Origin of the sequence: Paenibacillus sp. UNC499MF (genome assembly GCF_900107975.1) — a bacterium.
GTDB lineage: Bacteria > Bacillota > Bacilli > Paenibacillales > NBRC-103111 > Paenibacillus_F.
The window spans coordinates 290,715-313,773 of the sequence record NZ_FNVF01000005.1 but is presented as its reverse complement, the minus strand read 5'-3'; the positions used below and the strand labels follow the sequence as shown (position 1 = coordinate 313,773).

Genomic DNA, 23,059 nt, shown 5'->3' with positions numbered 1-23,059 from the left:
CGTAAACCGTAAACCGTAAACCGTAAACCGTAAACCGTAAACCGTAAACCGTAAACCGTAAACCGTAAACCGTAAACCGTAAACCGTAAACCCTGACTTACACTTCTACTCGATTTAGTTTGTTCATGGGTTTTTCCCGAAAAAGGACGGTATGTTGACAAGGCTTCTCCCGGGTTGTAATTTGTTTGTATAAGGTTTGTCAAAAATAACCGTTACGTATACATACACCGGCAAATTACAGTTGAATCCGGAGGGAGAGGGAATTTATGCTCTACGGCTCGATCATTGCAATCCTCGGCTGGATCACGGGGTGGTTCCTGCTCTGGAGGACCGGCGTGTGCCGCGTCAGTCCGGCGGAGAGGAAGAGCCCGTCCGGCGGCGGGCACGTGTCGGTCATCGTGCCCGCGCGCAACGAGGAGGAGCGCCTCCCTCCGCTGCTTGCGTCACTCGCGGCGCAGTCCGTTCCGCCGGGCGAGATCATCGTCGTCGACGACGGCTCCACCGACGGCACGGCCGCGCTTGCCCGCGAGAGCGGGGCCCGCGTGGTAGCCCCGGGCCCGCTGCCGGCCGGCTGGCTCGGCAAGCCGTGGGCGTGCCACCGCGGGACTCAGGCCGCCCGCGGGAATGTCTTCGTCTTCCTCGATGCGGACACCCGCCTCGAGGAAGACGGGCTGGAGCGCCTGCTTGCCGTGCAGGCGCGAAAGGGCGGGCTGCTGTCGGTGCAGCCGTACCACGAGGTGAAGAGGCCGTACGAGCACTTGTCGGCCTTCTTCAACCTCATCGTGCCGGCTTCGACAGCCGCATTCACTCCCTTCGGCGACGCGGTCGCGCCGAAGGCGTCCTTCGGGCCCTGCATCGTATGCAGCAGGGCCGATTACGCCGCGGCCGGAGGCCACCGGTCCGTGCGCGGCGAAGTGCTCGAGAACCTGGCGCTCGGCCGCCGGTTCCAGGCATCGGGCCTGCCGCTCGTTTGCCGGGCGGGCCGCGGTACTGTCGCCTTCCGGATGTATCCGGAAGGCATGGGGTCTCTCGTGCGAGGCTGGAGCAAAAGCTTCGCCTCGGGAGCCCGGACGACGGCGCCGCCGGTTCTGCTGGCCGTCGTGCTGTGGCTGGCCGGCGGAGCGTCGGCCGGCATCCGGCTGGGGGAGACTCTGGTCACGGCGGCGATTTCCGCCGGTCCAGGTCTGCCGCTTCTCATTGCGGCGCTGATTTATGCCGCTTACGCGCTGCAGATAACGGTTTTGCTGCGCAGGACGGGCAATTTTCATCCGCTGACGGGCTTATTGTATCCGGTGCCGTTACTCTTTTTCTTCGGTCTGTTCGGCTGGTCGGCGGTTCTGACCTTTCTAAGAAAACAGGTCTCATGGAAAGGAAGAGATATTTCCGTGACTAAAAATCGGGGGGCATCCTGATGCTGATTGTGTTTACGCCGTTTTGGACCGTCGTGATCAATACGGCGGCTTGGCTTTTTTTTCACCTTCTTATTTCTTATGGAGCTTTCCGGATTCCGGCCGGACATTTTTTGCGGGACAATGCTTTGTACAGCCAGCGGGACTGGGAGAAAAGCGGGAAGTTTTACGAACGTGTCTTCCGCATCAAGGCGTGGAAAGGACTTCTGCCGGACGGTGGCGACGTTTTCAAGGGCGGATTTGCCAAAAAACATCTGGCGGCCAAAGATCCGGCCTATTTCCGGACGTTTATTGCCGAATCGCGCCGGGCCGAATTTACCCATTACTTGGTCATGCTGCCGGCGCCGCTCTTTTTTCTGTGGAATGAGGCGTGGGTGGGCGTTATTATGCTGGTTTATGCCGTACTCGTTAATGTGCCCTGTGTTCTTGCCCAACGCTATAACCGGATCCGCCTGGAGCGGGTTTTGAAGCGGATGAGCGCGCCTGATCAAAATTGGGTATTGAAAAAGGCTAACCACCTGTGATATAATATGTAATTGTATTGTTAAACCCTCTTTTTTAGTTCCTCTTTTATGAATAACATTCCTCCACCGAATCAAATTCCAACAACCCTAAGAATTTGTTTACCGTGTTACTTGATTCACACTGGCGCGGTCATCGGAGCCGCAAGGATGAAAGAGAGGCAGGGCTTTCATTGTTTTAGGAACACTAATTGGTCATTTCTTTATTCAGAGATCATTAGGAACTAGAAGACAAGGCCGTTTCTTCGAGCCTTCTATATGAGCATACTAACGACATTTTCTATAGAAACGGCAGTGGGTTTCTTTCCGCCATTGTAGCCATGGCACAAGGAAGAAGCAGATGGACACATAACCCGCTACAGGCAGTAAAACGAACATAAGAAGAACCCGTCAGCATCGCTGGCGGGTTTTTTCTGTTTCCGTTTTCTGTTTTCGTTTTCTGTTTTCGATTTCTGTTTTCGGGCGTTTTTGCGGTGTTCGTTTTTGTTCCTGTATTTGTTCTTAAATGAATTTGAAACGGCGTTTCAGGAGGAAACGGAGAAGAAAATAAACGATCGCTCCGCCCAGGAAGAAACCAAAGTAGTAGTTAAAAACGCCGCTTTTTTGATATGGATAGAAGGCAACCGTGTTGAAATCTTTGGCGACCAGTCCGGCGAATAAAGCACCGCACCCTACGATGAACCACAAAAAATAAGGTTCCAGTCCCGGAAAAAGAATCACTTTTCCATTGTTTTCGGGTTTGTTTTTAGAGTAGGCGTAAAGCCCGGCTCCCAGGAAAAACAGAATGTATACCATGCATATTACGAAAAGATAAAGGGAAGCTGTTGAATAGCCGCCCGTAACGAGGGAAAGAGGATTTAAATACTCCAGGTATCTTCTGATGACTGGGTTCAGTACTTCCCTATATCCTGGGCCATGAACGGAGAAGAAGGAACCTATCATGGACATTAGGGCCATCGGTAGTATACAGGCGACCAGGGACAAAAGAATTTGCGTTAAAGCCCCGCCCGTGAACGTCCCTGCAAACAGGACAATGGTATACCAAGCGGTTAGTATGAGGGTTGAACGAAAGATCTCACGCACGTGGACGGACAGTGTGAAATAATCGTGGAACGGCGACAAGAGAATAACGGTCATATCCAGTAGGTTTGTAAACAGAACCGATCCGAGGATAAAAACAAACCCCAGAAGCCATTTGTTCAAATAAATTTGAGTGCGTTTGAACGGCAGCGAGAAGGTGAAATCCTGATGAAGGCCGCGCCGCTCCATGCCGATGAGCAGGACCGCGACTCCCAGTGCCAGAACGGCCAGCGCAACCCGGTAGTGGGTAAATTCATAGCCAAATGAATAGATCGTGGCGTTTTCTGGATGTTCGCGCATAAGTTGCAGCTGCCGTTCGATGGTTCCGAGCTCCAGGATGATCAATTTGTTCATCCGGTTAAACACGAGAAACAGAAATCCCGCCGCGGGCATAAGCCACAACAGCAGCTTGGCCTGCTTGTAGTCTTTTTTCCACAATGCTTTAGACAGCATGTTCATCCCCCTCTCCCAGACGATATTCAAATACATCCTCCAGTTGAATGGACAGCCGGTCGATCAGCAGCGGGTTCATTTGCTCCAGGAGCTGCAGGGTTTGTCCGGAATCGTCCTGAAGCAGAAGTGTGTAAACGCGGCCCACCCGATTCAAGACTCGTACTTGAGAAAGTTTCAGGAAATCCCGCGGCGGCTCATCCCCAAACGCGACCTGCAGCTTGTATAGGGAGCCTTTGGCTTCTTCCAGAGAGGAGGCGGTTTCCAGCTTTCCTTCCCGGATCATGATGACCGTATCGGCGATGCGTTCAAGCTCCTGCAGTTGATGAGACGAAAGCAGGACGGATGTGCTTCCGCCGGCCACCTCTTCGACCAGGAAGGAAAGAACCTGCTTGCGGACGATAGGATCGAGCCCGTTCGTCGGCTCATCGAGCAGAATGAGAGAAGTTCTCGACGAAAAAGCGAGAAGAATGCCCATAAGCGCCTTCATGCCTTTGGAAAAGGTACGGATTTTTTTGCGTTCCGGAAGCTGAAATCTGCGGAGCTGGCCCGCAAAATAAGCCGGATCGAAATCCGGATAAGCGAGCCGGTAAAGATCCGCGCATTCCTTGGCCGTGTAGCCTCCCAGCATATCAAGGGAATCGGGTACATATACGATATTCCGCTTGGCTTCGGGATGCTCGTGAATGGAGCGGCCTTCCCAGTGGACTTCTCCGCGGTCCGGGTCCAGTATGCCGGCAAGCGTCCGGAGCAGGGTGGTTTTGCCGGCACCGTTGCGGCCGACGAGTGCGGCGATGGAGCCTTGACCGAGCCGGAACCGGATATCTTCCAGAACCGGACGTCCGTCAATCCGTTTGCAGACAGATTCAACGTTTAGCATAGAGTGACTCCTTTACTCCTTGATTTCTTTGTAAAAATGGTCGGTCCAGTCTTTAAGCTGATCGGGTCCGATTCCGAGATACGCGGCTTCGACGAGAAGCTGGCGGAAAGCGGAGCGGAACTTTTCGAGGCGTTCTTTTTCCATGCCCGGAGAAGAAGGCTTGGCGACAAACGTGCCTTTCCCGCGCAGCGTTTCGATAATGCCCTGGCGTTCCAGCTCCTGATAAGCCTTGCTGACCGTATTCGGATTGACCAGGACAGTGGCGGAGAGTTCCCGGACAGAGGGCAGACGGTCCCCCTGCTGCAGCGCTCCTTTCAGTATGAGTTCCTTCATTCCTTGTATGATTTGTTCGTATATGGGAAGTTCGCTTCGCTCGTTGATTGTGATCATCGGAGGAGGCACCCCTTTCTTGGCGGTAAGTAGGATGAAGAACGCGTGATGTTCGGTAGGCCGGGTACTATTTAAAGTGTACTATTTAATGTAGTACACTTAGTACAATAAGGAAAATCAACAGGTTTTGTCAACCCGTATTTTTTCGGCGCTTTAACTATGCTAGAGCAAGAGAACCCCGCACTTTTGGCCTTCCGGCAGGAGACATGGTAAAATCGGGTACAAATAACACCGGAGAAAGGAAAAGGAAACACGATGGACCCCAATCCGAAGATGACACGCAGAGCCTTTCTGGCAAAAGGCAGATTTGTGGCAGGCGCTTTGTTGGCAGCCCCTTTTGTTTCCTACGGTTACGCGCGGTTTGCCGAGCCGCACTGGATCCGCACCAAGCATGTCCGGCTGGAGCTGGAACGGCTGCCGCAGGCGTTCGACGGCGTACGTGTCGTCCAGTTCAGCGATGTTCACATCGGCCCTTATCTGGCGCCGAAAGACCTTCCGCATCTGGTGGACAGGATCAACGCGCTCAAGCCGGATTTGCTGTGTTTCACCGGTGATTTGTACGATTACCGGGTGTACGATGCTCCCGCAGTGAGCCGGGCACTGGCGGCGCTCAAAGCTCCGCTCGGTAAATTCGCGGTGCTCGGCAATCACGACTATTACGGCACTCCCGGCGAGACGGAGCAGGTGCTGAAGCCGGGGGGCTTCGAGCTGCTCACGAACCGGTCCGTCGCGGTCGGCAAAGACCGGTCGCTGATCCGGGTGGCCGGCGTAGACGACATGTGGGAAGGCCGCCCGGATCTGAACCGGGCGCTGAAGGGAGCAGGCGCAGACGACTTCGTGCTCCTGCTCTCCCATGCGCCGGATTTCGCGGATATCGCGCTGAAGGCGCCGGTCGATATGCAGCTGTCGGGGCACAGCCACGGCGGGCAGGTGCGGCTGCCTTTCTACGGCGCGATTACGACGCCGATGTACGGCCGCAAGTACGTCGACGGCTTATACAAACTCGGCGGCGGCAAGCTTCACGTGTACACGAACCGGGGGATCGGGATGACCATGCACCCCGTGAGGTTCTGGTGCCGGCCCGAGCTGACGGTGCTCACGTTAAAAAAGCGTCCGTAACTCCGCAGACGCCCCAGAGGACCCGCCAGTAGAACCTCTCAGTAGAATCCCCCAATAGAACCCGGAGTAGGCTCCGGCGGAATATCGTTCATTTTGAACGAATGCGGGCTGACGTCCACTCCATCTTTTCGCACCCACATATAGTGTACGGTAAGACAATAACTCACCGAGAGGGGATACGAAAGATGGGTTATTACGGAGGAGTAGGCGTAGGCTGTGGAAAACCCGTAGGCATAGGTACGAGCGTAGGTGCAATTCTGGTTCTGTTTATTCTGCTGGTTATCATCTCCCGCGCATTCCTGTACTAATTCTCTTATAAGTTCCGGCGGCCGGCTCAACGGCCGTAAGCGTTCATGAACAAACTCCAGGCTGTTTAGAGCCGGGGTTTGTTCTTTTTTATGTGTTTTTTCCTTCCAAAACGTGTAAGTAAGGTGGAGGTCTTCAATAAGGCCCGCATTCCGACATTCAGGAGGTAACGCCATGTACAAGGATCTGGAAGGAAAGACGATTGTCATTACAGGAGCGTCCACGGGGATAGGAAGAGCGGCCGCCGTCCGTTTCGGCCAAGAGAAAGCAAACGTTCTGATCAATTATTTGAGCCACGAGGAAAGCATTCCCGCCTTGATCGAAGAAGTGGAAGGTGCGGGTGGCAGGGCGCTGGCGCTCCGGGGAGACGTGACGAAAGAAGAGGACGTGAAGAAGCTTGTCGAAGCCGCACACGAACATTTCGGGTCTTTGGACGTGATGATCAACAACGCGGGAATCGAGAATGAAGTCCCTTCTCAGGAACTGTCCGCCGACGATTGGCGCAAAGTGCTGGACGTGAACCTGACCGGGGCGTTTCTCGGCAGCCGGGAAGCTATTTCCTATATGCTGGAGCATGAAATCAGGGGAGCCGTCATCAATATATCGAGTGTGCACGAAATGATCCCGTGGCCGCATTTCGTCCATTATGCGGCGAGCAAGGGCGGCATCAAAATGATGACCGAAACGCTGGCGCTGGAATTTGCGCCCAAAGGGATCCGGGTCAACAATATCGGACCGGGGGCCATCAATACGCCCATCAACGAAACGAAATTCGCCGATGAAGAGGCGCGTGCCGGTGTGGAAGCCCTTATTCCGATGGGATATATCGGCAGACCGGAGGAGATTGCGGCCGTAGCTGCCTGGCTGGCATCGTCGGAGTCCAGCTATGTCACCGGCATTACGCTGTTCGCGGACGGAGGGATGACCAAGTACCCGTCGTTCCAGGGAGGAAAAGGCTGACAGAAGGGGGGAATTCACTTGAACAAAACGTGGTGGAAAGAAAGTGTCGTGTATCAAATTTACCCGTCCAGCTTCAAGGATTCGGACGGGGACGGACGCGGGGACCTTCGCGGGATTATTTCCAAGCTGGATTATCTTGCGGAGCTGGGAGTCAACGTCATCTGGCTGTGTCCCATTTACTGCTCGCCGGGTGCTGACAACGGGTACGATATCAGCGATTATTACGAAATTGATCCGCAGTACGGCACGATGGAGGATTTCGACGAGCTTCTTCTGGAAGCGCGTAAGCGCGGGCTGAAAATCATGATGGATCTTGTGCTGAACCATACCTCGGACCAGCACGCCTGGTTTAAGGAATCGCGCTCTTCCCGGGATAATCCCAAACGCGACTATTACATCTGGAGGCAGGGGGAAAAAGGACTTTTTCCGAACAACTGGGAGTCTTACTTCAGCGGAAGCGTATGGGAACACGACGCGGAGACGGACGAGTACTACATGCATCTGTATTCGAAGCATCAGCCCGACCTCAACTGGGAGAACGATGCGATGGTCGATGAGCTGTTCCGGATGGTGCATTGGTGGCTCGGCAAAGGAGTCGACGGTTTCCGCTTCGATGCCATCGCTCATATCGTAAAAGCGCAGGGACTGCCGGATGCCGATAACCCCAAGCATCTGCCCGTCGTACAGGCTTACCAGCTTTTTTCCAATCTGGAAAAGGTACATACGCTGCTGCAGAAGCTTCATGACCAGGTGCTGTTCGATTATGACATCATGACGGTGGGCGAAACATCCGGACTGGGTCCGGAGCAGGCACTGGAATACGTGGGGGACGAGCGCCACGAGCTGAACATGGTTTTCCAGTTCGAGCATATGAACCTGGATGCGGCTTCCGCCGGGACGGGCAAATGGGAGTCGAAGCCGTGGACCCTGCCTGAGCTGAAAAAGGTGATGAGCCGCTGGCAAACCGTCCTCCACGATAAAGGGTGGAACGCCAACTATCTCGGCAATCACGATCAGCCCCGTCCCGTTTCGAGGTTCGGGAATGACGGCCGATACCGGGTGGAATCCGCCAAAATGCTGGCCACGTTTCTTCTGACGCTGGAAGGGACGCCGTACATTTTTCAAGGGGAAGAAATCGGCATGACGAATGTCGCGTTCGATCTGATCGGCGATTACCGAGATGTGGAAACGATCAATTACTACAAGCAGGCGCAGCTGCTCGGCAAACCCCAGGACGAAATCATGAAGGCCATCTGGAAAAAAAGCCGGGACAACGCCCGCACCCCCATGCAGTGGGACGATACGGCTAACGCCGGGTTTACGACAGGGGAGCCGTGGATGAAGGTCAACCGGAATTACCGCGAGATTAACGCGGACGCAGCGGCAGCCGATCCCGATTCCATCTACCACTATTACCGGAACCTGATCGCGCTTCGCAAAAAGCACCCCGTTGCCGTATACGGCGAGTATAAGCTGCTGCTTCCGCTGGACACGGAAATATATGCGTATACGCGGACGCTGGACGGGGAGAAGCTGCTGGTCGTGCTGAACTTTTTCGACGGAACGCCGGAGTTTACGTGGCCGGAGGAGCCGGGGGAAGGGAAGAACGCGGAGCTTCTTATTTCGAATTACGAACCCGCCTCCGGCGAAGATAACGGGGTCCTCAAGCTGCGGCCTTACGAAGCCCGGGTTTATCGGATCGGCTGAGGCGACCGTTTTATCGGCATAGACAAGTTCTTTGACCGGATGTTATGATGAACAGAACACAATCGAATATGGTAAAAACAGGTGCGGAGCCCATTCGAACGGACCAGACAGTCCGTAAGAACAGGGTTCCGCTTAAAACGGGAAGTTCGGTGAAAGACCGACGCGGACCCGCCACTGTAAGGAGCTCCCTGCACCGCAGGGAAAAAATTTTTTCGGCATCAACGTCACTGGATTTATCCGGGAAGGCGCCGAAGAAAGCTCCGAGCCAGGAGACCTGCCTGTTTGAATAACACTAGATAACCTACGAGGATTTAGGGAGGTGTTGAGAACGGCTGAATCGCTGCCAGCAGCGGCTTGCCGGACCTGGGCGTACAAGACTGCCCGCGGACCGGCGGTCTGTACGGGTTGGAAGCATATGCGGGATTTTCCCGCAGAATGGCTCTAAAGTTCGAAGCATTTCTATCCAAGGAGGATGGAAATGCTTTTTTTTATGGCCCGGACGGGATGAAAAGGCAAACGGCGGGTATGCCGGAAGGCACCGACGTGTATATACAAAGGTCCGTCTGTGGACGCAAAAGCCGGACCGCACGATAACGGCTGCCGGGCGAAAGCGCCGCAGCTTTCTTTACAGCGAAGAGGAGGAATGGGAATGGCCGGTAAACTGCTTATCATCGGATTTGGCCCCGGAGACGAAGCCCATATTACAAAACGCGCACGCGAGGCGATTTCGGAAAGCGAAGTCGTTATTGGCTACAACACCTACGTGGATCTGATCCGCAGTCTGATCGACGGCAAACAGGTTGTGCGCACGGGGATGACCGAGGAAGTAAGCCGCGCGCAGGAAGCCGTCAGACAGGCGGAGGCCGGGCGCAAGGTGGCCGTTATATCGAGCGGCGATGCGGGTGTCTACGGCATGGCGGGACTCGTGTACGAGGTGCTGATCGAGAAAGGCTGGAAGCCGAACGGGGGAGTCGAGGTCGAAATCGTGCCCGGCATCTCGGCGATCAACTCATGCGCTTCCCTGCTGGGAGCGCCCGTGATGCACGATGCGTGTACCATCAGCCTCAGCGATCACCTGACGCCGTGGGATCTCATCCGGCGCAGGGTCGAGGCGGCCGCATCCGCCGATTTCGTCATCGCGCTGTATAACCCGCGGAGCGGGAGGCGAACACGGCAGATCGTGGAGACGCAGCAAATTTTGCTGAAGCACCGCTCCCCGGATACCCCGGTAGGTATTATCAAAAGCGCCTACCGCGACAGGGAACACGTCGTGCTGACGACGCTTGCGGAGATGCTGGAACATGACATCGGCATGCTCACCACGGTCATTATCGGCAACTCCGCGACCCGCAACTATGAGGGGCTCATGATTACGCCGAGGGGCTATCAGCGCAAATATACGCTGGACAGCGATATCCAGCCCCTGCGTCCTCATGAGCGTCTCCGGCGGGAGGCCGAGCCGTGGGCTCTGGAGCAGGACGAGGAAACCGGCGGGGAAGCCGGTGCGGCCCTGGCGGAACAGCCCGGTGCCGTTTTGCGGTCCGCGGAAGCGCGGGATACCGGTCTGCCGTCCTTCTTCGACGATGACGAATACGAAGACGACGAATACGGCGAATACGGCCCGGAAGCCGATGGGACCGGCACTGCCGACGACTACGATCGCGAAGATTTGCCGGCGCGCGTACAAACGGCCGGGACACGTTCAGCGTACGATACGCCTGTGGTTTCGGAGGGCGGGGAGTTCGGAGAGCCGGCGGTTGCCGTGGCGGTCCGTCCGCCTGGCGCATCCGCAAGGGCTGCCGCTCCGACTGCTTTTGAGCTTGCGGAGGAAGCCCTCCGTCTCGTTACGGGCGAGCCCGGCGGACCGGATGCTTCCGCTTCCCTGAGCGGTTTTTTCCGTCAGCAGGCTATTCTAGAGTTCGCCGTCAGTCCCGGACTTGCGAACAAAAACCTGACTGCCAAACAGCTGATGGTCCTCGCCGAGGCCGTCGGCGATAAAGGAACGATGGAGTATACGCCCCATCATCAGCTGCTCGTCAAGCTGCGGACCGACGATCCCGATTCCGTAACGAAACGGCTTCGCGGCGAAGGGCTTCTGCTGGCTCCGGTCGGCGATGTGGTCCAGGTCAAAGCCTGCGACTTCTGCAATATGGACAAGGGGGACGCCGTGCCGTATGCGGAGGAACTTCATGATCTTCTGGGCGGGACGGCCGTACCCAAAGAGATGAAAATCGGCTTCAACGGCTGCGGAATGGCCTGTTACGGCGCGGTGAAGGAGGACATCGGCATCGTGTACCGCCGGGAGAAGTTCGATTTGTTCCTCGGCGGAAAGACCGTCGGCCGCAATGCCCACGCGGCGCAGCCCGTCGCGGAAGGCATCGAGCCGGACAAGCTGGTCGAGACCATCGAGCGGATCGTCGCCAGGTACCGGGACGAAGGGCACCCGAACGAACGGTTCCACAAGTTTTTTGCCCGCGTAAAAGAGCTGGAGGGCTACCGGCACAGGGAAGTCCCCGCTTTTCAAATCGAAAACGCTTTGTGCGGAGATTAACGTTCCCCTAAATAAGGCTTTCATTTCAAATACAGGTATACAAAAAAAGGAGGCAGAACCGATGGATGCGGTACTGTTTGTAGGTCACGGAAGCCGTGACGCGGAAGGAAACAGCGAGGTCCGGGCGTTTGTAAGCCGGCTCGCCGAATCGATGGAACAGGGCATTATCGAAACCTGTTTTCTGGAGCTGGAAAAACCGACTATTTCGCAAGGCATACAAACCTGCGTCAACCGGGGAGCCACACGGATTGCCGTGGTGCCGATCATTTTATTTTCGGCCGGTCATGCCAAAATTCATATTCCGGGTGCCATTGACGAAGCGAAAGAGCGCTACCCGGGCGTGCAGTTCATTTACGGACGGCCGATCGGCGTACATGAGGGCGTAGTCGACATCATGACGGCTAGATTGGGCGGAGCGGACCGTTTCCGTGAAGAGACGCCGGGAGACACCGCCGTGCTAGTTGTCGGACGCGGAAGCAGCGATCCCGACGCGAACAGCGAGCTGTTCAAAATTTCCCGCCTGCTCTGGGAAAAGCTTCAGGTTCCCTGGGTTGAAACGGCTTTTATAGGCGTAACGGCGCCGCTTCTGGAAAACGGCATCGAACGCTGCCTGAGATTGGGCGCGAAGAAAGTCATCGTACTTCCGTATTTTCTATTTACGGGAATTCTGATCAAGCGGATGGAAGGCATGCTGCTCGACTTCTCTCTGCGTTACCCCGATTGCGCTTTCGAGATGACCGATTATTTCGGCCTGGATCCGATTCTTGGCGGTATTCTCCGCGACCGTGCGGGCGAGGCGCTTCAGGACGAGGTGAAAATGAACTGTGACATGTGCTCCTTCCGTCTGGAAGCGATGAAACATATCGATCACCACCACCATCACGATCACGATCATGACCATGATCACGATCATGACCATGATCACCATCATGGACACCATCACCACCATGATCACGATCACGACCACGCGCATGAACATCATCATGATCACGAGCACACGCATGCACATGAACATGAACATGAACACCGTCACGAGCACGATCACGTTCACGGTCATGCTCACGACGACCATGATCACGGCCACGTGCAGAGTGCGCATGAGCATGAACATACCCACGCGCACGAGCACGCGCAGGCCCATCCGCATGAGGGTCATGCGGAAGACCTGCGTGCCGCAGGCGAGGCCGGTGCCTCCGGCGGCGAAGCGGGGCAGCGGGCGGCAGCGCCCGAGGCTGTGCCGGGCCACGTAGCGGCCGGCACGTCCGGCCGGGAGGGAGGACGATGATCCTCCTCCTGGCCGGAACGAGCGACGCCCGCGAGCTCGCGGTGCTGCTGGCGCAGGCCGGACACCGCGTGCTGGCGACGGTCGTCACCGACAGCGCCGCCAAGAGCCTGACCGACGCGGGCATTGCCGCCGCCGTCGGACGCCTCGACGCCGAAGCGCTGGCGGCGCTCATCCGGCGCGAAGAGGTCTCGCTCGTCGTAGACGCGAGCCATCCCTTCGCCGAGGAAGCCTCGCGCAACGCCATGGCGGCGTCGAAAGCGGCGGCTGTGCCGTACGTCCGCTACGAACGGGAAGGGTCGGACCTGAGGGTCCGGCCCGGCATCGTGTTTGCGGACGATTACGCGCACGCCGCCGAGCTGGCGGCCGTTCGCGGGGGCGTGGTCATGCTGACGACGGGCAGCAAGACGCTGCATATTTTTACCCGGCGCCTCGGCGGGCTGCCGGACGTAAGGCTTGTTGCCCGCATGCTTCCGCGCCTCGACAATATGGAGAAATGCGAGGAGCTGGGGATCGAGCAGCGCAACATCGTGGCGATGCAGGGGCCTTTTTCCAAGGAACTCAACAAAGCGCTTTATGCGCATTACGGCGTCACGCTGATGATTACCAAAGAAAGCGGAAAAGTCGGCGCGGTGGACGAGAAGCTGGAAGCGGCTCTGGAGATGGGCATCGAGACGATCGTCATCGGCCGTCCGGGCCTGGAATACGGCATTCATTTTTCCGATTATGAGGGCGTGCTGAAAGCGGCCGCCGATCTTTTGCAGGAGGTATCTTCCTAATGGACTTTCGTACCGAATTTAAACCGCTGACGGTTCAGCCGCAGGAAATCGAAGCGAAAAGCTTCGAGATGATCACGGAGGAGCTGGGTTCTCACGATTTTACCGAGGAGCAGTATCCGGTCGTACAGCGGGTCATTCACGCATCGGCCGATTTCGAGCTGGGCCGGAGCCTTGTTTTCCACCCCCGAGCTATAGAAGCCGGGATCGAAGCGATCCGGGCGGGGCGTACGGTCGTAGCGGACGTTCAGATGGTACAGGTGGGGATCAGCAAGCCCCGCATCGAGAAATTCGGCGGTAAAGTGAACGTCTATATTTCCGATCCCGATGTGATGGAAGAGGCCAAGAGGCTCAATACGACGCGCGCGATCATTTCGGTCCGCAAGGCGATCCGTGAAGCGCAAGGCGGAATTTTCGCCATCGGGAATGCTCCCACGGCTTTGCTTGAGCTGATCCGTCTCGTCAAGGAAGGCGAAGCGCGCCCGGGCCTCATCGTTGGCGTTCCGGTCGGTTTCGTTTCCGCCGCGGAATCCAAAGAAGAGCTGCTGCAGCTCGACGTGCCGTTCATTACGAATATCGGCCGCAAGGGAGGCAGCCCGGTCGCAGTGGCGGCGGTCAATGCGCTGTCTCTGATGGCAGAGAAGCGGGGGTAAGCTTACGCCTATGGAAGAGCAGGCAGCCAAACCGCTCCGACACGGCTATACGACAGGCTCCTGTGCAGCCGCAACGGCCAAGGCGGCTCTAACGGCGCTGATCGAGCAGGAGCCGCAAAGCGAAGCGACGATCCGGCTGCCGATCGGAGAGGTCGTCACGTTTACGATGACGGCCTGTTCGGTTGGAGAGGACACGGCTTCGGCCGAAACGGTCAAAGACGGGGGAGACGATCCCGACGCGACTCACGGCGCCAAGATTATTACCGAGGTGAAATGGCTTCCGGAACCCGGCATCGTCATTGACGGCGGAATCGGAGTCGGACGGGTCACCAAACCCGGTCTGCCCGTTCCGGTCGGCGAGGCGGCGATCAATCCCGTTCCGCGCAAAATGATCCGGGAAGCGGTAGAAGACGTTCTGAACGTGTACGGTTTTGACCGGGGCGTTAAGGTCGTCGTTTCCGTTCCCGACGGGGAAGAAATCGCGAAGAAAACATTGAACGGCCGTCTGGGGATTATCGGCGGCATTTCCATTCTGGGAACGCGGGGAACCGTCGTCCCTTTTTCCACGTCGGCCTACAAAGCGAGCGTGGCCCAGGCGGTCCGGGTAGCCGTACGCTGCGGCTGCGAGCACATCGTGCTCTCGACCGGAGGACGCTCGGAGAAGTTCGGCATCGACCTGTATCCGGAGCTTCCGGAAGAAGCTTTTGTGGAGATGGGGGACTTCGTCGGCTTCGCCTTGAAGCAGTGCCGCAACCAGGGCGTGAAGAAGATTACACTCGTCGGCATGATGGGCAAGTTCTCCAAGCTGGCGCAGGGCGTCATGATGGTCCATTCCAAAAGCGCTCCCGTAGATTTCGGGTTTCTGGCCGAACTCGCGGAAGCGGCCGGCGCGGATGAGGAGCTGGTCGGCGAAGTTCTGTCGGCCAACACCGCTTCCCAGGTGGGAGACCGCATGCAGGAGCTGGGGAAGACGGCTTTTTTCGAGGAAATGAGCAGCCGCTGCTGCCGGGAGGGCCTGAAAGAAATGGGGCTCGATCCGGCGGCGCGGGAGAAGGACGGGACGGTCGCGATCGAAACGATCCTGATCTCGATGAAAGCCCAGCTTCTAGGCCGGGCTGTTTTATACGGAAAGGGGAAAGAAGAGTGAGCAAACCCATTAAAGTGATCGGGATAGGGGATAACGGGGCGGACAGCCTGCTGCCGGCCTACCGGCAGTGGATCGAGGAAAGCGAGGTTCTGGTCGGAGGGGAGCGGCACCTGGCTTTTTTTCCGGATTACCGGGGGGAGAAGAAGGTGCTGAAAGGCGGCCTGTCGGCCATGACGGATGAGCTCGCGGCGGAGGAGCGGACGGTTGTCGTGCTGGCATCGGGCGATCCCTTGTTCTATGGCATCGGCTCCCTGCTTGCGCGTAAGCTCCGGGTGGAGCTGTACCCGTATCTGAGCTCGCTTCAGCTTGCATTCGCCCGGATGGGCGAGAGCTGGCAGGACGCGCACGTCGTATCCCTGCACGGCCGCAGCATCAAAGGGCTCGCGCAGCGCATAGACGGCAGGCCGAAGGTGGCGCTGCTGACGGACGAGCACAATACGCCGGCCGCTATCGCCGCTTATTTGCTCGAGTACGGCATGACGGAATACCGCGTTTTCGTAGCGGAAAATGCGGGCGGGGCCGCTGAGCGCACGGGCTGGTACGAGCTGGAGCAGCTTGCGCGTACGGAGTGTGCGCCGCTTAACCTGGTGGTGCTGAAGAGCACGGGCCCTTCACCGGCCTGGCCGCTCGGCATCCTCGACGAGCAGTTCGCCCAGCGCAAGCCCGACAAAGGGCTGATCACCAAGCGCGAGGTGCGCGTCCTCAGTCTTGCCCAGCTTGCTCTCCGGCCGGACAGCATCGTGTGGGATATCGGCACCTGCACCGGTTCCGTTGCCATCGAGGCGGGAAGGATCGCCCGCGAGGGGGCGGTTTTTGCGATAGAGAAAAACGAGGGAGATCTCGCCAACTGTCATGAAAACGCGCGGCGTTTCCGGGTCGATCTGACGGCCGTGCACGGAAAGGCGCCCGAAGGGCTGGAGGCTTTCCCCGACCCCGATGCGATTTTTATCGGCGGCACCGGCGGAGAGATGAGGGAACTGCTGCGCCTTTGCGCTTCACGGCTGAGACCGGGGGGCCGCATTGTGCTCAATGCCGTGACCATCGAGAATTTAAGCGACGCGATGCGCGCTTTTGCCGAAGAAGGGATGCGCACGGATATCCAGCTTCTCCAGGTTTCGCGGAGCAAGCCGATTTTGCAGCTGACGCGGTTTGAAGCGCTGAATCCGGTCTATATCGTGACCGCTTCGCACATTCCCGAAAAAATTACGGACACATCCGACATATCTGTACATAAAGGAGACGCAGCCACATGAGCGAATATGCAGCAAGCGATACCCGGGCGGCGGGTGCAGGACAGCCCGAGGGCCGAGCGGAATCCGGAGGGACAGGGACCCTGTACGGGCTCGGAGTAGGTCCGGGAGATCCGGAGCTTTTGACCGTAAAAGCGTTCCGCATTCTCAAGCAGTCCCCGGTCATCGCGTATCCGCGCAAAAAAAGCGGTGCCCAAAGCTACGCGCTGACGATTGCCGAAACTTACGTCGATACGACGGCGAAGGAAATGCTGGGGCTTACTTTTCCGATGACGAAAGACCGGGAAGCCCTTGAAAAAAGCTGGAACAAGACGGTGGATGCCGTATGGGAGCATCTGGCCGCCGGTCGGGACGTCGCTTTTCTTACGGAGGGCGATCCCATGCTTTACAGCACGTTTATCCATATGATGCGTTTTCTGAAGCAGCGTCATCCCGAAGCGAAAACCGTCTCGGTACCGGGAATTTCTTCCGTCAACGCTTCGGCATCCCGGCTCGGCATCCCGCTGGCCGACGGAGACGAGCGGATCGCCATCGTTCCGGCAACGGACAATTATACGGCGGTCCGGGAAGCGATCGAAGAGCATGACTGCGTCGTGTTTATCAAGGTCGCGAAAGTGATCGATCTTATGCTGCAGGTGCTCGGGGACCTGGGTCTCACGGACAAAGCGGCCGTGCTCACGAAAGTGACGTCCGCCGAAGAATCCGTCTGGCTGGACGTGCGGGAGCTTCAGGGAAGGCAGCTTGAATATCTGACTTTGATGGTGGTGAGAAAATGAGCCGTGTAGTTATCATCGGTGCGGGTCCCGGAGATCCCGATCTGATTACGGTAAAAGGGCTGCGTCTGCTGCAGGAGGCCGATGTCGTCCTGTATACGGACTCGCTTGTTAACGACGACCTGATTGCCCGGGCCAAACCCGGGGCGGAAGTGCTCAAAAGCGCGGGCATGGAGCTGGACGAAATGGTCGCCCTTATGATCGGGCGGGTGCGGGAAGGAAAGCTGGTCGCGCGTGTTCATACGGGGGATCCTGCCGTATACGGAGCGATTATGGAACAGATGTCTCAGCTCAAAAAAGCCGGCGTTCCCGTTGAAATCATTCCGGGCGTAAGCTCGGTATTCGGCGCCGCCGCGGCGCTTCAGGCGGAACTCACGATCCCGGATCTCACCCAGACGCTTATTCTGACGCGGGCGGAGGGCAGAACGCCTGTGCCGGAAGCGGAGCAGCTCCGGGAGCTGGCCAAGCATCACTGTACCCTGGCCTTGTATTTAAGCGCAACTCTGGTTAAAAAGGTCGTCGGTGACCTGCTGGAGGCGGGCTGGAGCAAGGATACGCCGGTAGCCGTCGTCCAGAAAGCAACCTGGCCCGACGAGCTTATCGTCCGCACGACGGTGGAGAATCTGGAAGCGGATATGCGGAGCAACGGAATTCGCTCCCACGCGATGATTTTGGCGGGGTGGGCGCTGGACCCTCATATTCATGATAAGGAATACCGCTCCAAGCTGTATGACAAATCGTTTACGCACCGCTACCGCCGCGGGGTGAAGCCATGATTTCCCTTCAAGAAGGAATCGTGCCGGAAATCCGGGTACGGTCCGATTATGCGGTAGTCGCCATCACGAAGCACGGGGTGGAGCTTGCCCGCAGCCTGCTCCGCTCATTCGGCGGCGTGGACGTTTATTACATGAGCAAGTTCGCGCGCGGGGATGAGGACGTTGTCTCTGCCGGGACTGCGGAGCATGCATCTTCCCCCGGTGCAGACGGGAGCGGGGCCACGGGCTCCGGCGAGGTTGGAGCGAAAGCGCCGGCCTCGGCAGAAGCCGCAAATGCGGAAGTATCCGCGACTTCCGCCGTATCCGGGACCGTACCCGCCACGGCCGGCAGCCTCTACTCGGGCATCCAGCTTTTCGAAGGCAGTGTCAGGATGCTGTTTCCCGCGCTATTTCCCGCGTACAAAGGGATTATCTGCATCATCTCGCTCGGCGCCGTCGTACGCATGATTGCCCCGCTGCTGCAGGACAAGAAGAAAGACCCGGGCATCGTCGTTATCGACGATAAAGGGGAGCATGTCATCAGCGTGCTGTCCGGACATTTGGGCGGCGCGAATGAACTGACCCGCGAAGTCGCCGCCGCGATGGGGGCCCGTGCGGTCATCACGACCGCTTCGGATGTCCAGAAAACCATCGCGGTCGATTTATTCGGCCGGCGGTTCGGCTGGGAGTGGGAATCCGCCGACAAACTGACACCGGTCAGCGCTTCGGTCGTCAACGAGGAGCAGGTCGCCGTCGTCAACGAATCGGGGGAGCCGGGCTGGTGGACGCTGGACACTCCCGTTCCGCCTAACATCACCAGCTACGGCAGTGTCCGGGAGGCGCTGGCAGCGGAGCCGCATGCGGCGCTCGTCGTCACGCACCGGCTGCTCGCGGAGGACGAGCGGGCGATTCTGAGCAATGGCGTCCTTTACCGGCCGAAGGTGATCGTACTCGGCATCGGCTGCAACCGGGGAACGCCGGCTGAAGAGATCGAGGAGGTGATCGGCTCCACGCTGGCAGAGCTGGCCTTCTCGATCCGCAGCGTGAAGACGGTATGCACCATCAACCTGAAGGCGGATGAGGAAGGGCTCCTGGCCGTCTGCGGCAAGTACGGCTGGCCTTTGGTCACTTATACGCCGGAGGAGCTGAACGAAATGCCGATGGATCAGCCGTCTTCTACGGTGTTCAAATATACGGGCGCCTACGGAGTCAGCGAGCCTGCCGTCAAAAGATTCATCGGCGGCTCCGAACCCTTGGCCCTTGTGAAGAAAAAATCCGGCAACGTAACCGTTTCAGTCGGTATTCAGCCGTTCACCGGAGAGCCTGCGCAGTGAGCGTGAGCAAACGGCAGGCGGCCGGCAGCCGGCAGCCGGCAGCGGCATATGGAAAGAGAGGGGCAGAAATGACTGCTGAGCAGGAAAAAGAACCGGGAATCCTCTCCGGAACGGCGGAATCATCCGCGGCGGATTTTATCCCGAATGCGGACCGTCCGGTCGTCAGCCGGGCTAAGCGGCTCCTCATCGCTGGAACGGGCAGCGGGGTAGGCAAGACGACCGTCACGATCGGCATTATGGCCGCATTGAAAGCGAGAGGCTTGTCCGTCCAAGGCTTCAAATGCGGTCCCGATTATATCGATCCGACTTATCACACCGCGGTAACGGGCCGCCAGTCACGGAACCTGGACAGCTGGATGCTGCCGGCGGACACCGTGCGCGAAATTTACTGCCGGGCGTCGGCGGACGCCGATATCGCCGTCATCGAAGGCGTAATGGGTTTTTATGACGGCAAAAACCCGAAAACGAACGAAGGCAGCTCGGCCGAAATCAGCCTGCTGCTCCAGTGCCCGGTCATTCTGGTCGTGAACTGCAAAAGCATGGCGCGCAGCGCGGCCGCGATCGTGAAGGGGTTCCAGCTTCTGGACCCGCGCGTCAGGATCGCGGGGGTTTTCGCCAATCTGGTCGGCAGCGAGGGGCATTACCGGATCGTACGGGACGCAATCGAGCAGGAGTGCGGGGTTCCGGTAATCGGCTACATGCTGCGGGACGAGAGTCTGGCGATGCCGGAGCGTCATCTCGGTCTGGTCCCGTCCATCGGGCGGGGCGAGCTGTCGCCGTTCTTCTCGCGGCTGGCCGAACGCATTTCCGCCCATACGGATCTGGAGCGTCTGCTTCAGGCAGCCGACACGGCGCCGCTGGAGGCGCCTGCCCAGCTTTTCCGGCCGCTTGAGGCGGATGGAGGCGGCGAGGCAGAGAAGGCGGCAGAGATACGGCCGGGACGTGTAAACGCGGAAGAGGCACCCGGCACGTTTCGCCCGATGGCCCCGCGAGTACGTATCGCGGTGGCTAAGGACGCTGCCTTCCACTTCTACTACCCGGAGAATCTGGAGCTGCTTCAGGCTTGCGGGGCGGAGCTTGTTTATTTCTCCCCGCTTGCCGGCGAGGAGCTGCCCGAAGGGATGGACGGCCTTTACCTCGGCGGGGGCTTCCCCGAGGAATTTGCCGAGCGTCTGGCAGGGCTTCACGAGATGAAGCGGTCTATTGCCGAGGGCATCGGGGCAGGTCTGCCGACCTTGGCGGAGTGCGGCGGGTATATGTTCCTGACGGACGCGATCGTGGATACCGCCGGCAGGAGATACCCGATGCTCGGCCTCGTTCCGGGAACCGTGACCATGCAGACCAAGCTTGCGGCACTCGGGTACAGGGAAGCGACGGGGACCGAAGGAAATTTTCTGCTCGGTCCGCACGATACGGCGAGAGGGCACGAATTTCACTATTCCGTATTCGAGCCTGCGCCGTCCGCGACACTCCCGCCCGCTTACAAAACCAAAGGAATGCGCGGTTCGAAGGAAGAGGGAGCGCTCAGCGGAAGCCTCGTATCGGGGTATACCCATCTTCATTTCGCTTCCAATCCGGACATGCCGCGCAGATGGATCGAGAAATGCCTTCACTTCCGCAGGATGCGGGAGGGCCAAATTACATGAAAATCAAATCGAATACGGAGGTGCGCCCCATATGACTACAGCCGCAGCATCTATTCTGGACCTGCTGAACAGAAGGCGGGCCGTGCGCGGATATACCGGACAACCCGTTGAGGAAGAAGCTGTACGGACGCTTTTGCAAGCCGCCGTCAGTGCTCCCAACGACAGACTTAGGGAGCCTTGGCATTTTTACGTCATCCAAGGGGAAGCCAAAGCGCGCTACGAGGCTGCAGCCGAAGCTTTTCTGACGGAAAGATTTCCGACCAAGCCGCATCTGGTAGAAGAAACGATGAAGGCCGTCAAAGGCGTGCCGCTCGTCATCGTCGTAACGTCCGACGTTATCCCGGGCGACGAACCATCCAGCCGTGACAATGAATATGCGGCCGCCTGCGCGATTTACGGCATGTGGCTCACGGCCGAGGAATTGGGTCTGGGCCTTGTTTGGCGGACCCGCGGGGTGGGGCTTGTCCATGACGGGCGCATGCATGAATTTATCGGCTCGCCCGAGAATCGGAAGGTCGTCGGGACTCTTTTTATCGGTTACCCGGCAGAGCCCGCGAAGCCTACGGCAAGAACCCCGTATGAGGAGAAAACGACCTGGATGTAGTTCAGGCTGCCGTTGACTTTAAGAGCAAACGGGGTATAATAAATAAAAATCAGTGCAGTTAACGCGAAGACGGGAACAAGTAAGCGGCATACGTTCCGTTCAGAGAGCCGGTGGGTGGTGTGAACCGGCGGAACATGCAGGCCGAATGGATCCCCGAGCTTAAAGTGGAACGGAAAGCGGACAATGCGATGTCCTCGGAACCAGCTGCTTTTTTCAAAGCCGCGGGAACCTTTCCCAGTATACGGAAACGGTTTTTCTCCCCGTTATCGGAGACGAAGGTTTGTTCTTTTTGCGGTGCGTGACGGATTCAGATCCGATAGCTGCAAGGAGACAAACGAATAAGGGTGGCACCGCGGTCTCTCGTCCCTTCGACGAGAGGCCTTTTTTGCGTTTGTTTTTCCAATTCCAATACCAAATTCGATTCACACAGGAGGTTTTTTGTTATGAAACATGTACTCTCAGGCATTCAGCCGAGCGGTCAATTGACCCTCGGCAACTATATCGGGGCGCTTCGCAACTTTGTAAAGCTCCAGAACGAGCATTCCTGTTATTTCATGATTGTGGATCTTCATGCCATCACGGTTCCCCAGGATCCGGCCGCTCTGAAAGAACAGACGGAGTCGGTAGCCGCTCTTTACCTGGCCTGCGGAATTGATTCTGCCAAAGCCAGCGTGTTTCTGCAGTCCTCGGTTAAGGAGCATGCCGAGCTGGGATGGCTCCTGACGACGCTGACTTACATCGGCGAGCTGGAACGGATGACCCAGTTCAAAGACAAGTCGGCCGGTAAAGAGTCTGTCGGCGCCGGATTGTTCACGTATCCTTCGCTCATGGCGGCGGACATCCTGCTGTACAAAGCTGATCTCGTACCGGTAGGCGATGACCAGAAGCAGCACCTGGAGCTTACGCGCGACCTTGCGGCCCGCTTTAACCACCGCTACGGGGATACGTTCACGATTCCGGAACCGTACATTCCCGAAGTAGGCGCCCGCATCATGTCGCTGGACGATGCTTCCAAGAAAATGAGCAAGAGCAATCCGAACCCGGGCAGCTACATCGCCATGCTGGATGAGCCTTCGGTCATCCGCAAGAAGCTGAGCCGCGCCGTAACGGACTCGGGCCGCGAAGTGAAGTTTGACCCCAAGAACAAGCCGGAAGTGAGCAATCTCCTGGGCATTTATTCCCAATGTTCGGATATGACGGTTGCCGAGGTAGAAGCGAAATATGAAGGCCAAGGCTATGGCGCCTTTAAGAAAGATCTTGCCGAAGTTGTGGTTGAGACGCTGGAGCCGATTCAGAAGCGTTACCGCGAGATCCGCGAATCCGGAGAGCTTTATGATGTGCTCCGCAAGGGGGCGGCCGAAGCTTCGGAGCTTGCGGGAGAAACGGTCAAACAGGTGAAAGAACGGATGGGCTTTGTTCTTCTGTAAAGTATCCGGTTCACGGTCCATGAACGAGTACGTATAAAA

21 protein-coding genes and 1 riboswitch are annotated in these 23,059 nt (G+C 57.7%); of the genes, 18 read left to right on the top strand and 3 right to left on the bottom strand.

Annotated features, from left to right (window positions below; genetic code table 11):
- Positions 1-266 precede the first annotated feature (266 nt).
- On the top strand, positions 267-1,412 hold the full coding sequence (locus C4S74_RS14005; RefSeq protein ID WP_103995919.1) for a glycosyltransferase family 2 protein: 1,146 nt from the start codon (positions 267-269) through the stop codon (positions 1,410-1,412).
- Positions 1,412-1,933: a glycosyl-4,4'-diaponeurosporenoate acyltransferase gene (locus C4S74_RS14000; RefSeq protein ID WP_103995918.1), complete on the top strand. Its 522-nt coding sequence runs from the start codon at positions 1,412-1,414 to the stop codon at positions 1,931-1,933. The genes C4S74_RS14005 and C4S74_RS14000 overlap by 1 nt, the downstream gene beginning before the upstream one ends.
- A 498-nt stretch (positions 1,934-2,431) precedes the next feature.
- Here C4S74_RS14000 and C4S74_RS13995 read toward each other — a convergent pair whose 3' ends face one another.
- Genes C4S74_RS13995 through C4S74_RS13985 form a run of 3 tightly spaced genes read right to left on the bottom strand, consistent with a single transcriptional unit; the run spans position 2,432 to position 4,730 of the window.
- Entirely contained in the window at positions 2,432-3,463 is a 1,032-nt protein-coding gene (locus C4S74_RS13995) for an ABC transporter permease subunit (RefSeq protein ID WP_103995917.1), read from the bottom strand.
- Positions 3,453-4,340 (bottom strand): ABC transporter ATP-binding protein, encoded by an 888-nt coding sequence (locus C4S74_RS13990; RefSeq protein ID WP_103995916.1) that lies wholly within the window; start codon positions 4,338-4,340, stop codon positions 3,453-3,455. Before C4S74_RS13990 ends, C4S74_RS13995 begins: the two co-directional genes overlap by 11 nt.
- A 12-nt stretch (positions 4,341-4,352) precedes the next feature.
- Complete coding sequence (locus C4S74_RS13985; RefSeq protein ID WP_103995915.1) at positions 4,353-4,730, bottom strand: GntR family transcriptional regulator; 378 nt, start codon at positions 4,728-4,730, stop codon at positions 4,353-4,355.
- 255 nt (positions 4,731-4,985) lie between these two features.
- Between C4S74_RS13985 and C4S74_RS13980 the strand changes: the two genes are divergently transcribed.
- The 16 genes from C4S74_RS13980 (at position 4,986) to trpS (ending at position 23,020) form a co-directional block, all read left to right on the top strand.
- A complete protein-coding gene (locus C4S74_RS13980; RefSeq protein ID WP_103995914.1) occupies positions 4,986-5,849 on the top strand; it encodes a metallophosphoesterase in 864 nt (287 codons plus the stop codon).
- 185 nt (positions 5,850-6,034) lie between these two features.
- On the top strand, positions 6,035-6,157 hold the full coding sequence (locus C4S74_RS13975) for a sporulation protein YjcZ (protein ID WP_103995913.1): 123 nt from the start codon (positions 6,035-6,037) through the stop codon (positions 6,155-6,157).
- Between the two features lie 172 nt (positions 6,158-6,329).
- Positions 6,330-7,115, top strand: a complete 786-nt coding sequence (locus C4S74_RS13970) for a glucose-1-dehydrogenase (protein WP_103995912.1) — start codon at positions 6,330-6,332, stop codon at positions 7,113-7,115.
- Positions 7,116-7,133: 18 nt separating this feature from the next.
- Complete coding sequence (locus C4S74_RS13965) at positions 7,134-8,822, top strand: alpha-glucosidase (RefSeq protein WP_103995911.1); 1,689 nt, start codon at positions 7,134-7,136, stop codon at positions 8,820-8,822.
- Positions 8,823-8,914: 92 nt separating this feature from the next.
- A riboswitch (cobalamin riboswitch) is annotated at positions 8,915-9,119 on the top strand.
- Positions 9,120-9,471: 352 nt separating this feature from the next.
- Positions 9,472-11,373: a precorrin-3B C(17)-methyltransferase gene (gene cobJ / locus C4S74_RS13955; RefSeq protein WP_103995909.1), complete on the top strand. Its 1,902-nt coding sequence runs from the start codon at positions 9,472-9,474 to the stop codon at positions 11,371-11,373.
- Between the two features lie 61 nt (positions 11,374-11,434).
- Positions 11,435-12,658, top strand: a complete 1,224-nt coding sequence (locus C4S74_RS13950; RefSeq protein ID WP_103995908.1) for a sirohydrochlorin chelatase — start codon at positions 11,435-11,437, stop codon at positions 12,656-12,658.
- Positions 12,655-13,434: a precorrin-6A reductase gene (gene cobK / locus C4S74_RS13945; protein ID WP_103995907.1), complete on the top strand. Its 780-nt coding sequence runs from the start codon at positions 12,655-12,657 to the stop codon at positions 13,432-13,434. Before C4S74_RS13950 ends, cobK begins: the two co-directional genes overlap by 4 nt.
- Positions 13,434-14,084, top strand: a complete 651-nt coding sequence (locus C4S74_RS13940; RefSeq protein WP_103995906.1) for a precorrin-8X methylmutase — start codon at positions 13,434-13,436, stop codon at positions 14,082-14,084. Before cobK ends, C4S74_RS13940 begins: the two co-directional genes overlap by 1 nt.
- Positions 14,085-14,094: 10 nt before the next feature.
- Positions 14,095-15,231 carry a cobalt-precorrin-5B (C(1))-methyltransferase gene (locus tag C4S74_RS13935; protein WP_103995905.1) on the top strand — a complete coding sequence of 379 codons (1,137 nt, stop codon included), beginning with the start codon at positions 14,095-14,097 and terminating at the stop codon, positions 15,229-15,231.
- A complete protein-coding gene (cbiE, locus tag C4S74_RS13930; protein ID WP_103995904.1) occupies positions 15,228-16,484 on the top strand; it encodes a precorrin-6y C5,15-methyltransferase (decarboxylating) subunit CbiE in 1,257 nt (418 codons plus the stop codon). The genes C4S74_RS13935 and cbiE overlap by 4 nt, the downstream gene beginning before the upstream one ends.
- Positions 16,481-17,257: a precorrin-2 C(20)-methyltransferase gene (cobI, locus tag C4S74_RS13925; protein ID WP_103995903.1), complete on the top strand. Its 777-nt coding sequence runs from the start codon at positions 16,481-16,483 to the stop codon at positions 17,255-17,257. Before cbiE ends, cobI begins: the two co-directional genes overlap by 4 nt.
- The gene (cobM, locus tag C4S74_RS13920) at positions 17,254-18,030 is read left to right on the top strand and encodes a precorrin-4 C(11)-methyltransferase (RefSeq protein WP_103995902.1); all 777 of its coding nucleotides are present in this window, start codon (positions 17,254-17,256) and stop codon (positions 18,028-18,030) included. The genes cobI and cobM overlap by 4 nt, the downstream gene beginning before the upstream one ends.
- Positions 18,027-19,343: a cobalt-precorrin 5A hydrolase gene (locus C4S74_RS13915; protein ID WP_103995901.1), complete on the top strand. Its 1,317-nt coding sequence runs from the start codon at positions 18,027-18,029 to the stop codon at positions 19,341-19,343. The genes cobM and C4S74_RS13915 overlap by 4 nt, the downstream gene beginning before the upstream one ends.
- Positions 19,344-19,411: 68 nt before the next feature.
- On the top strand, positions 19,412-20,989 hold the full coding sequence (locus C4S74_RS13910; protein ID WP_103995983.1) for a cobyrinate a,c-diamide synthase: 1,578 nt from the start codon (positions 19,412-19,414) through the stop codon (positions 20,987-20,989).
- 31 nt (positions 20,990-21,020) lie between these two features.
- The gene (locus C4S74_RS13905) at positions 21,021-21,593 is read left to right on the top strand and encodes a nitroreductase (RefSeq protein WP_103995900.1); all 573 of its coding nucleotides are present in this window, start codon (positions 21,021-21,023) and stop codon (positions 21,591-21,593) included.
- A 443-nt stretch (positions 21,594-22,036) separates the two neighbouring features.
- Complete coding sequence (gene trpS / locus C4S74_RS13895) at positions 22,037-23,020, top strand: tryptophan--tRNA ligase (RefSeq protein WP_103995898.1); 984 nt, start codon at positions 22,037-22,039, stop codon at positions 23,018-23,020.
- Positions 23,021-23,059: the final 39 nt, after the last annotated feature.

Bases quoted from the DNA above. Each gene is read 5' to 3' on its own strand.
- C4S74_RS14005 (WP_103995919.1), top strand. From the start codon at position 267: ATGCTCTACGGCTCGATCATTGCAATCCTCGGCTGGATCACGGGGTGG.
- C4S74_RS14000 (WP_103995918.1), top strand. From the start codon at position 1,412: ATGCTGATTGTGTTTACGCCGTTTTGGACCGTCGTGATCAATACGGCG.
- C4S74_RS13995 (WP_103995917.1), bottom strand. From the start codon at position 3,463: ATGCTGTCTAAAGCATTGTGGAAAAAAGACTACAAGCAGGCCAAGCTG.
- C4S74_RS13990 (WP_103995916.1), bottom strand. From the start codon at position 4,340: ATGCTAAACGTTGAATCTGTCTGCAAACGGATTGACGGACGTCCGGTT.
- C4S74_RS13985 (WP_103995915.1), bottom strand. From the start codon at position 4,730: ATGATCACAATCAACGAGCGAAGCGAACTTCCCATATACGAACAAATC.
- C4S74_RS13980 (WP_103995914.1), top strand. From the start codon at position 4,986: ATGGACCCCAATCCGAAGATGACACGCAGAGCCTTTCTGGCAAAAGGC.
- C4S74_RS13975 (WP_103995913.1), top strand. From the start codon at position 6,035: ATGGGTTATTACGGAGGAGTAGGCGTAGGCTGTGGAAAACCCGTAGGC.
- C4S74_RS13970 (WP_103995912.1), top strand. From the start codon at position 6,330: ATGTACAAGGATCTGGAAGGAAAGACGATTGTCATTACAGGAGCGTCC.
- cobJ (WP_103995909.1), top strand. From the start codon at position 9,472: ATGGCCGGTAAACTGCTTATCATCGGATTTGGCCCCGGAGACGAAGCC.
- C4S74_RS13950 (WP_103995908.1), top strand. From the start codon at position 11,435: ATGGATGCGGTACTGTTTGTAGGTCACGGAAGCCGTGACGCGGAAGGA.
- cobK (WP_103995907.1), top strand. From the start codon at position 12,655: ATGATCCTCCTCCTGGCCGGAACGAGCGACGCCCGCGAGCTCGCGGTG.
- C4S74_RS13940 (WP_103995906.1), top strand. From the start codon at position 13,434: ATGGACTTTCGTACCGAATTTAAACCGCTGACGGTTCAGCCGCAGGAA.
- C4S74_RS13935 (WP_103995905.1), top strand. From the start codon at position 14,095: ATGGAAGAGCAGGCAGCCAAACCGCTCCGACACGGCTATACGACAGGC.
- cobI (WP_103995903.1), top strand. From the start codon at position 16,481: ATGAGCGAATATGCAGCAAGCGATACCCGGGCGGCGGGTGCAGGACAG.
- cobM (WP_103995902.1), top strand. From the start codon at position 17,254: ATGAGCCGTGTAGTTATCATCGGTGCGGGTCCCGGAGATCCCGATCTG.
- C4S74_RS13915 (WP_103995901.1), top strand. From the start codon at position 18,027: ATGATTTCCCTTCAAGAAGGAATCGTGCCGGAAATCCGGGTACGGTCC.
- C4S74_RS13910 (WP_103995983.1), top strand. From the start codon at position 19,412: ATGACTGCTGAGCAGGAAAAAGAACCGGGAATCCTCTCCGGAACGGCG.
- C4S74_RS13905 (WP_103995900.1), top strand. From the start codon at position 21,021: ATGACTACAGCCGCAGCATCTATTCTGGACCTGCTGAACAGAAGGCGG.
- trpS (WP_103995898.1), top strand. From the start codon at position 22,037: ATGAAACATGTACTCTCAGGCATTCAGCCGAGCGGTCAATTGACCCTC.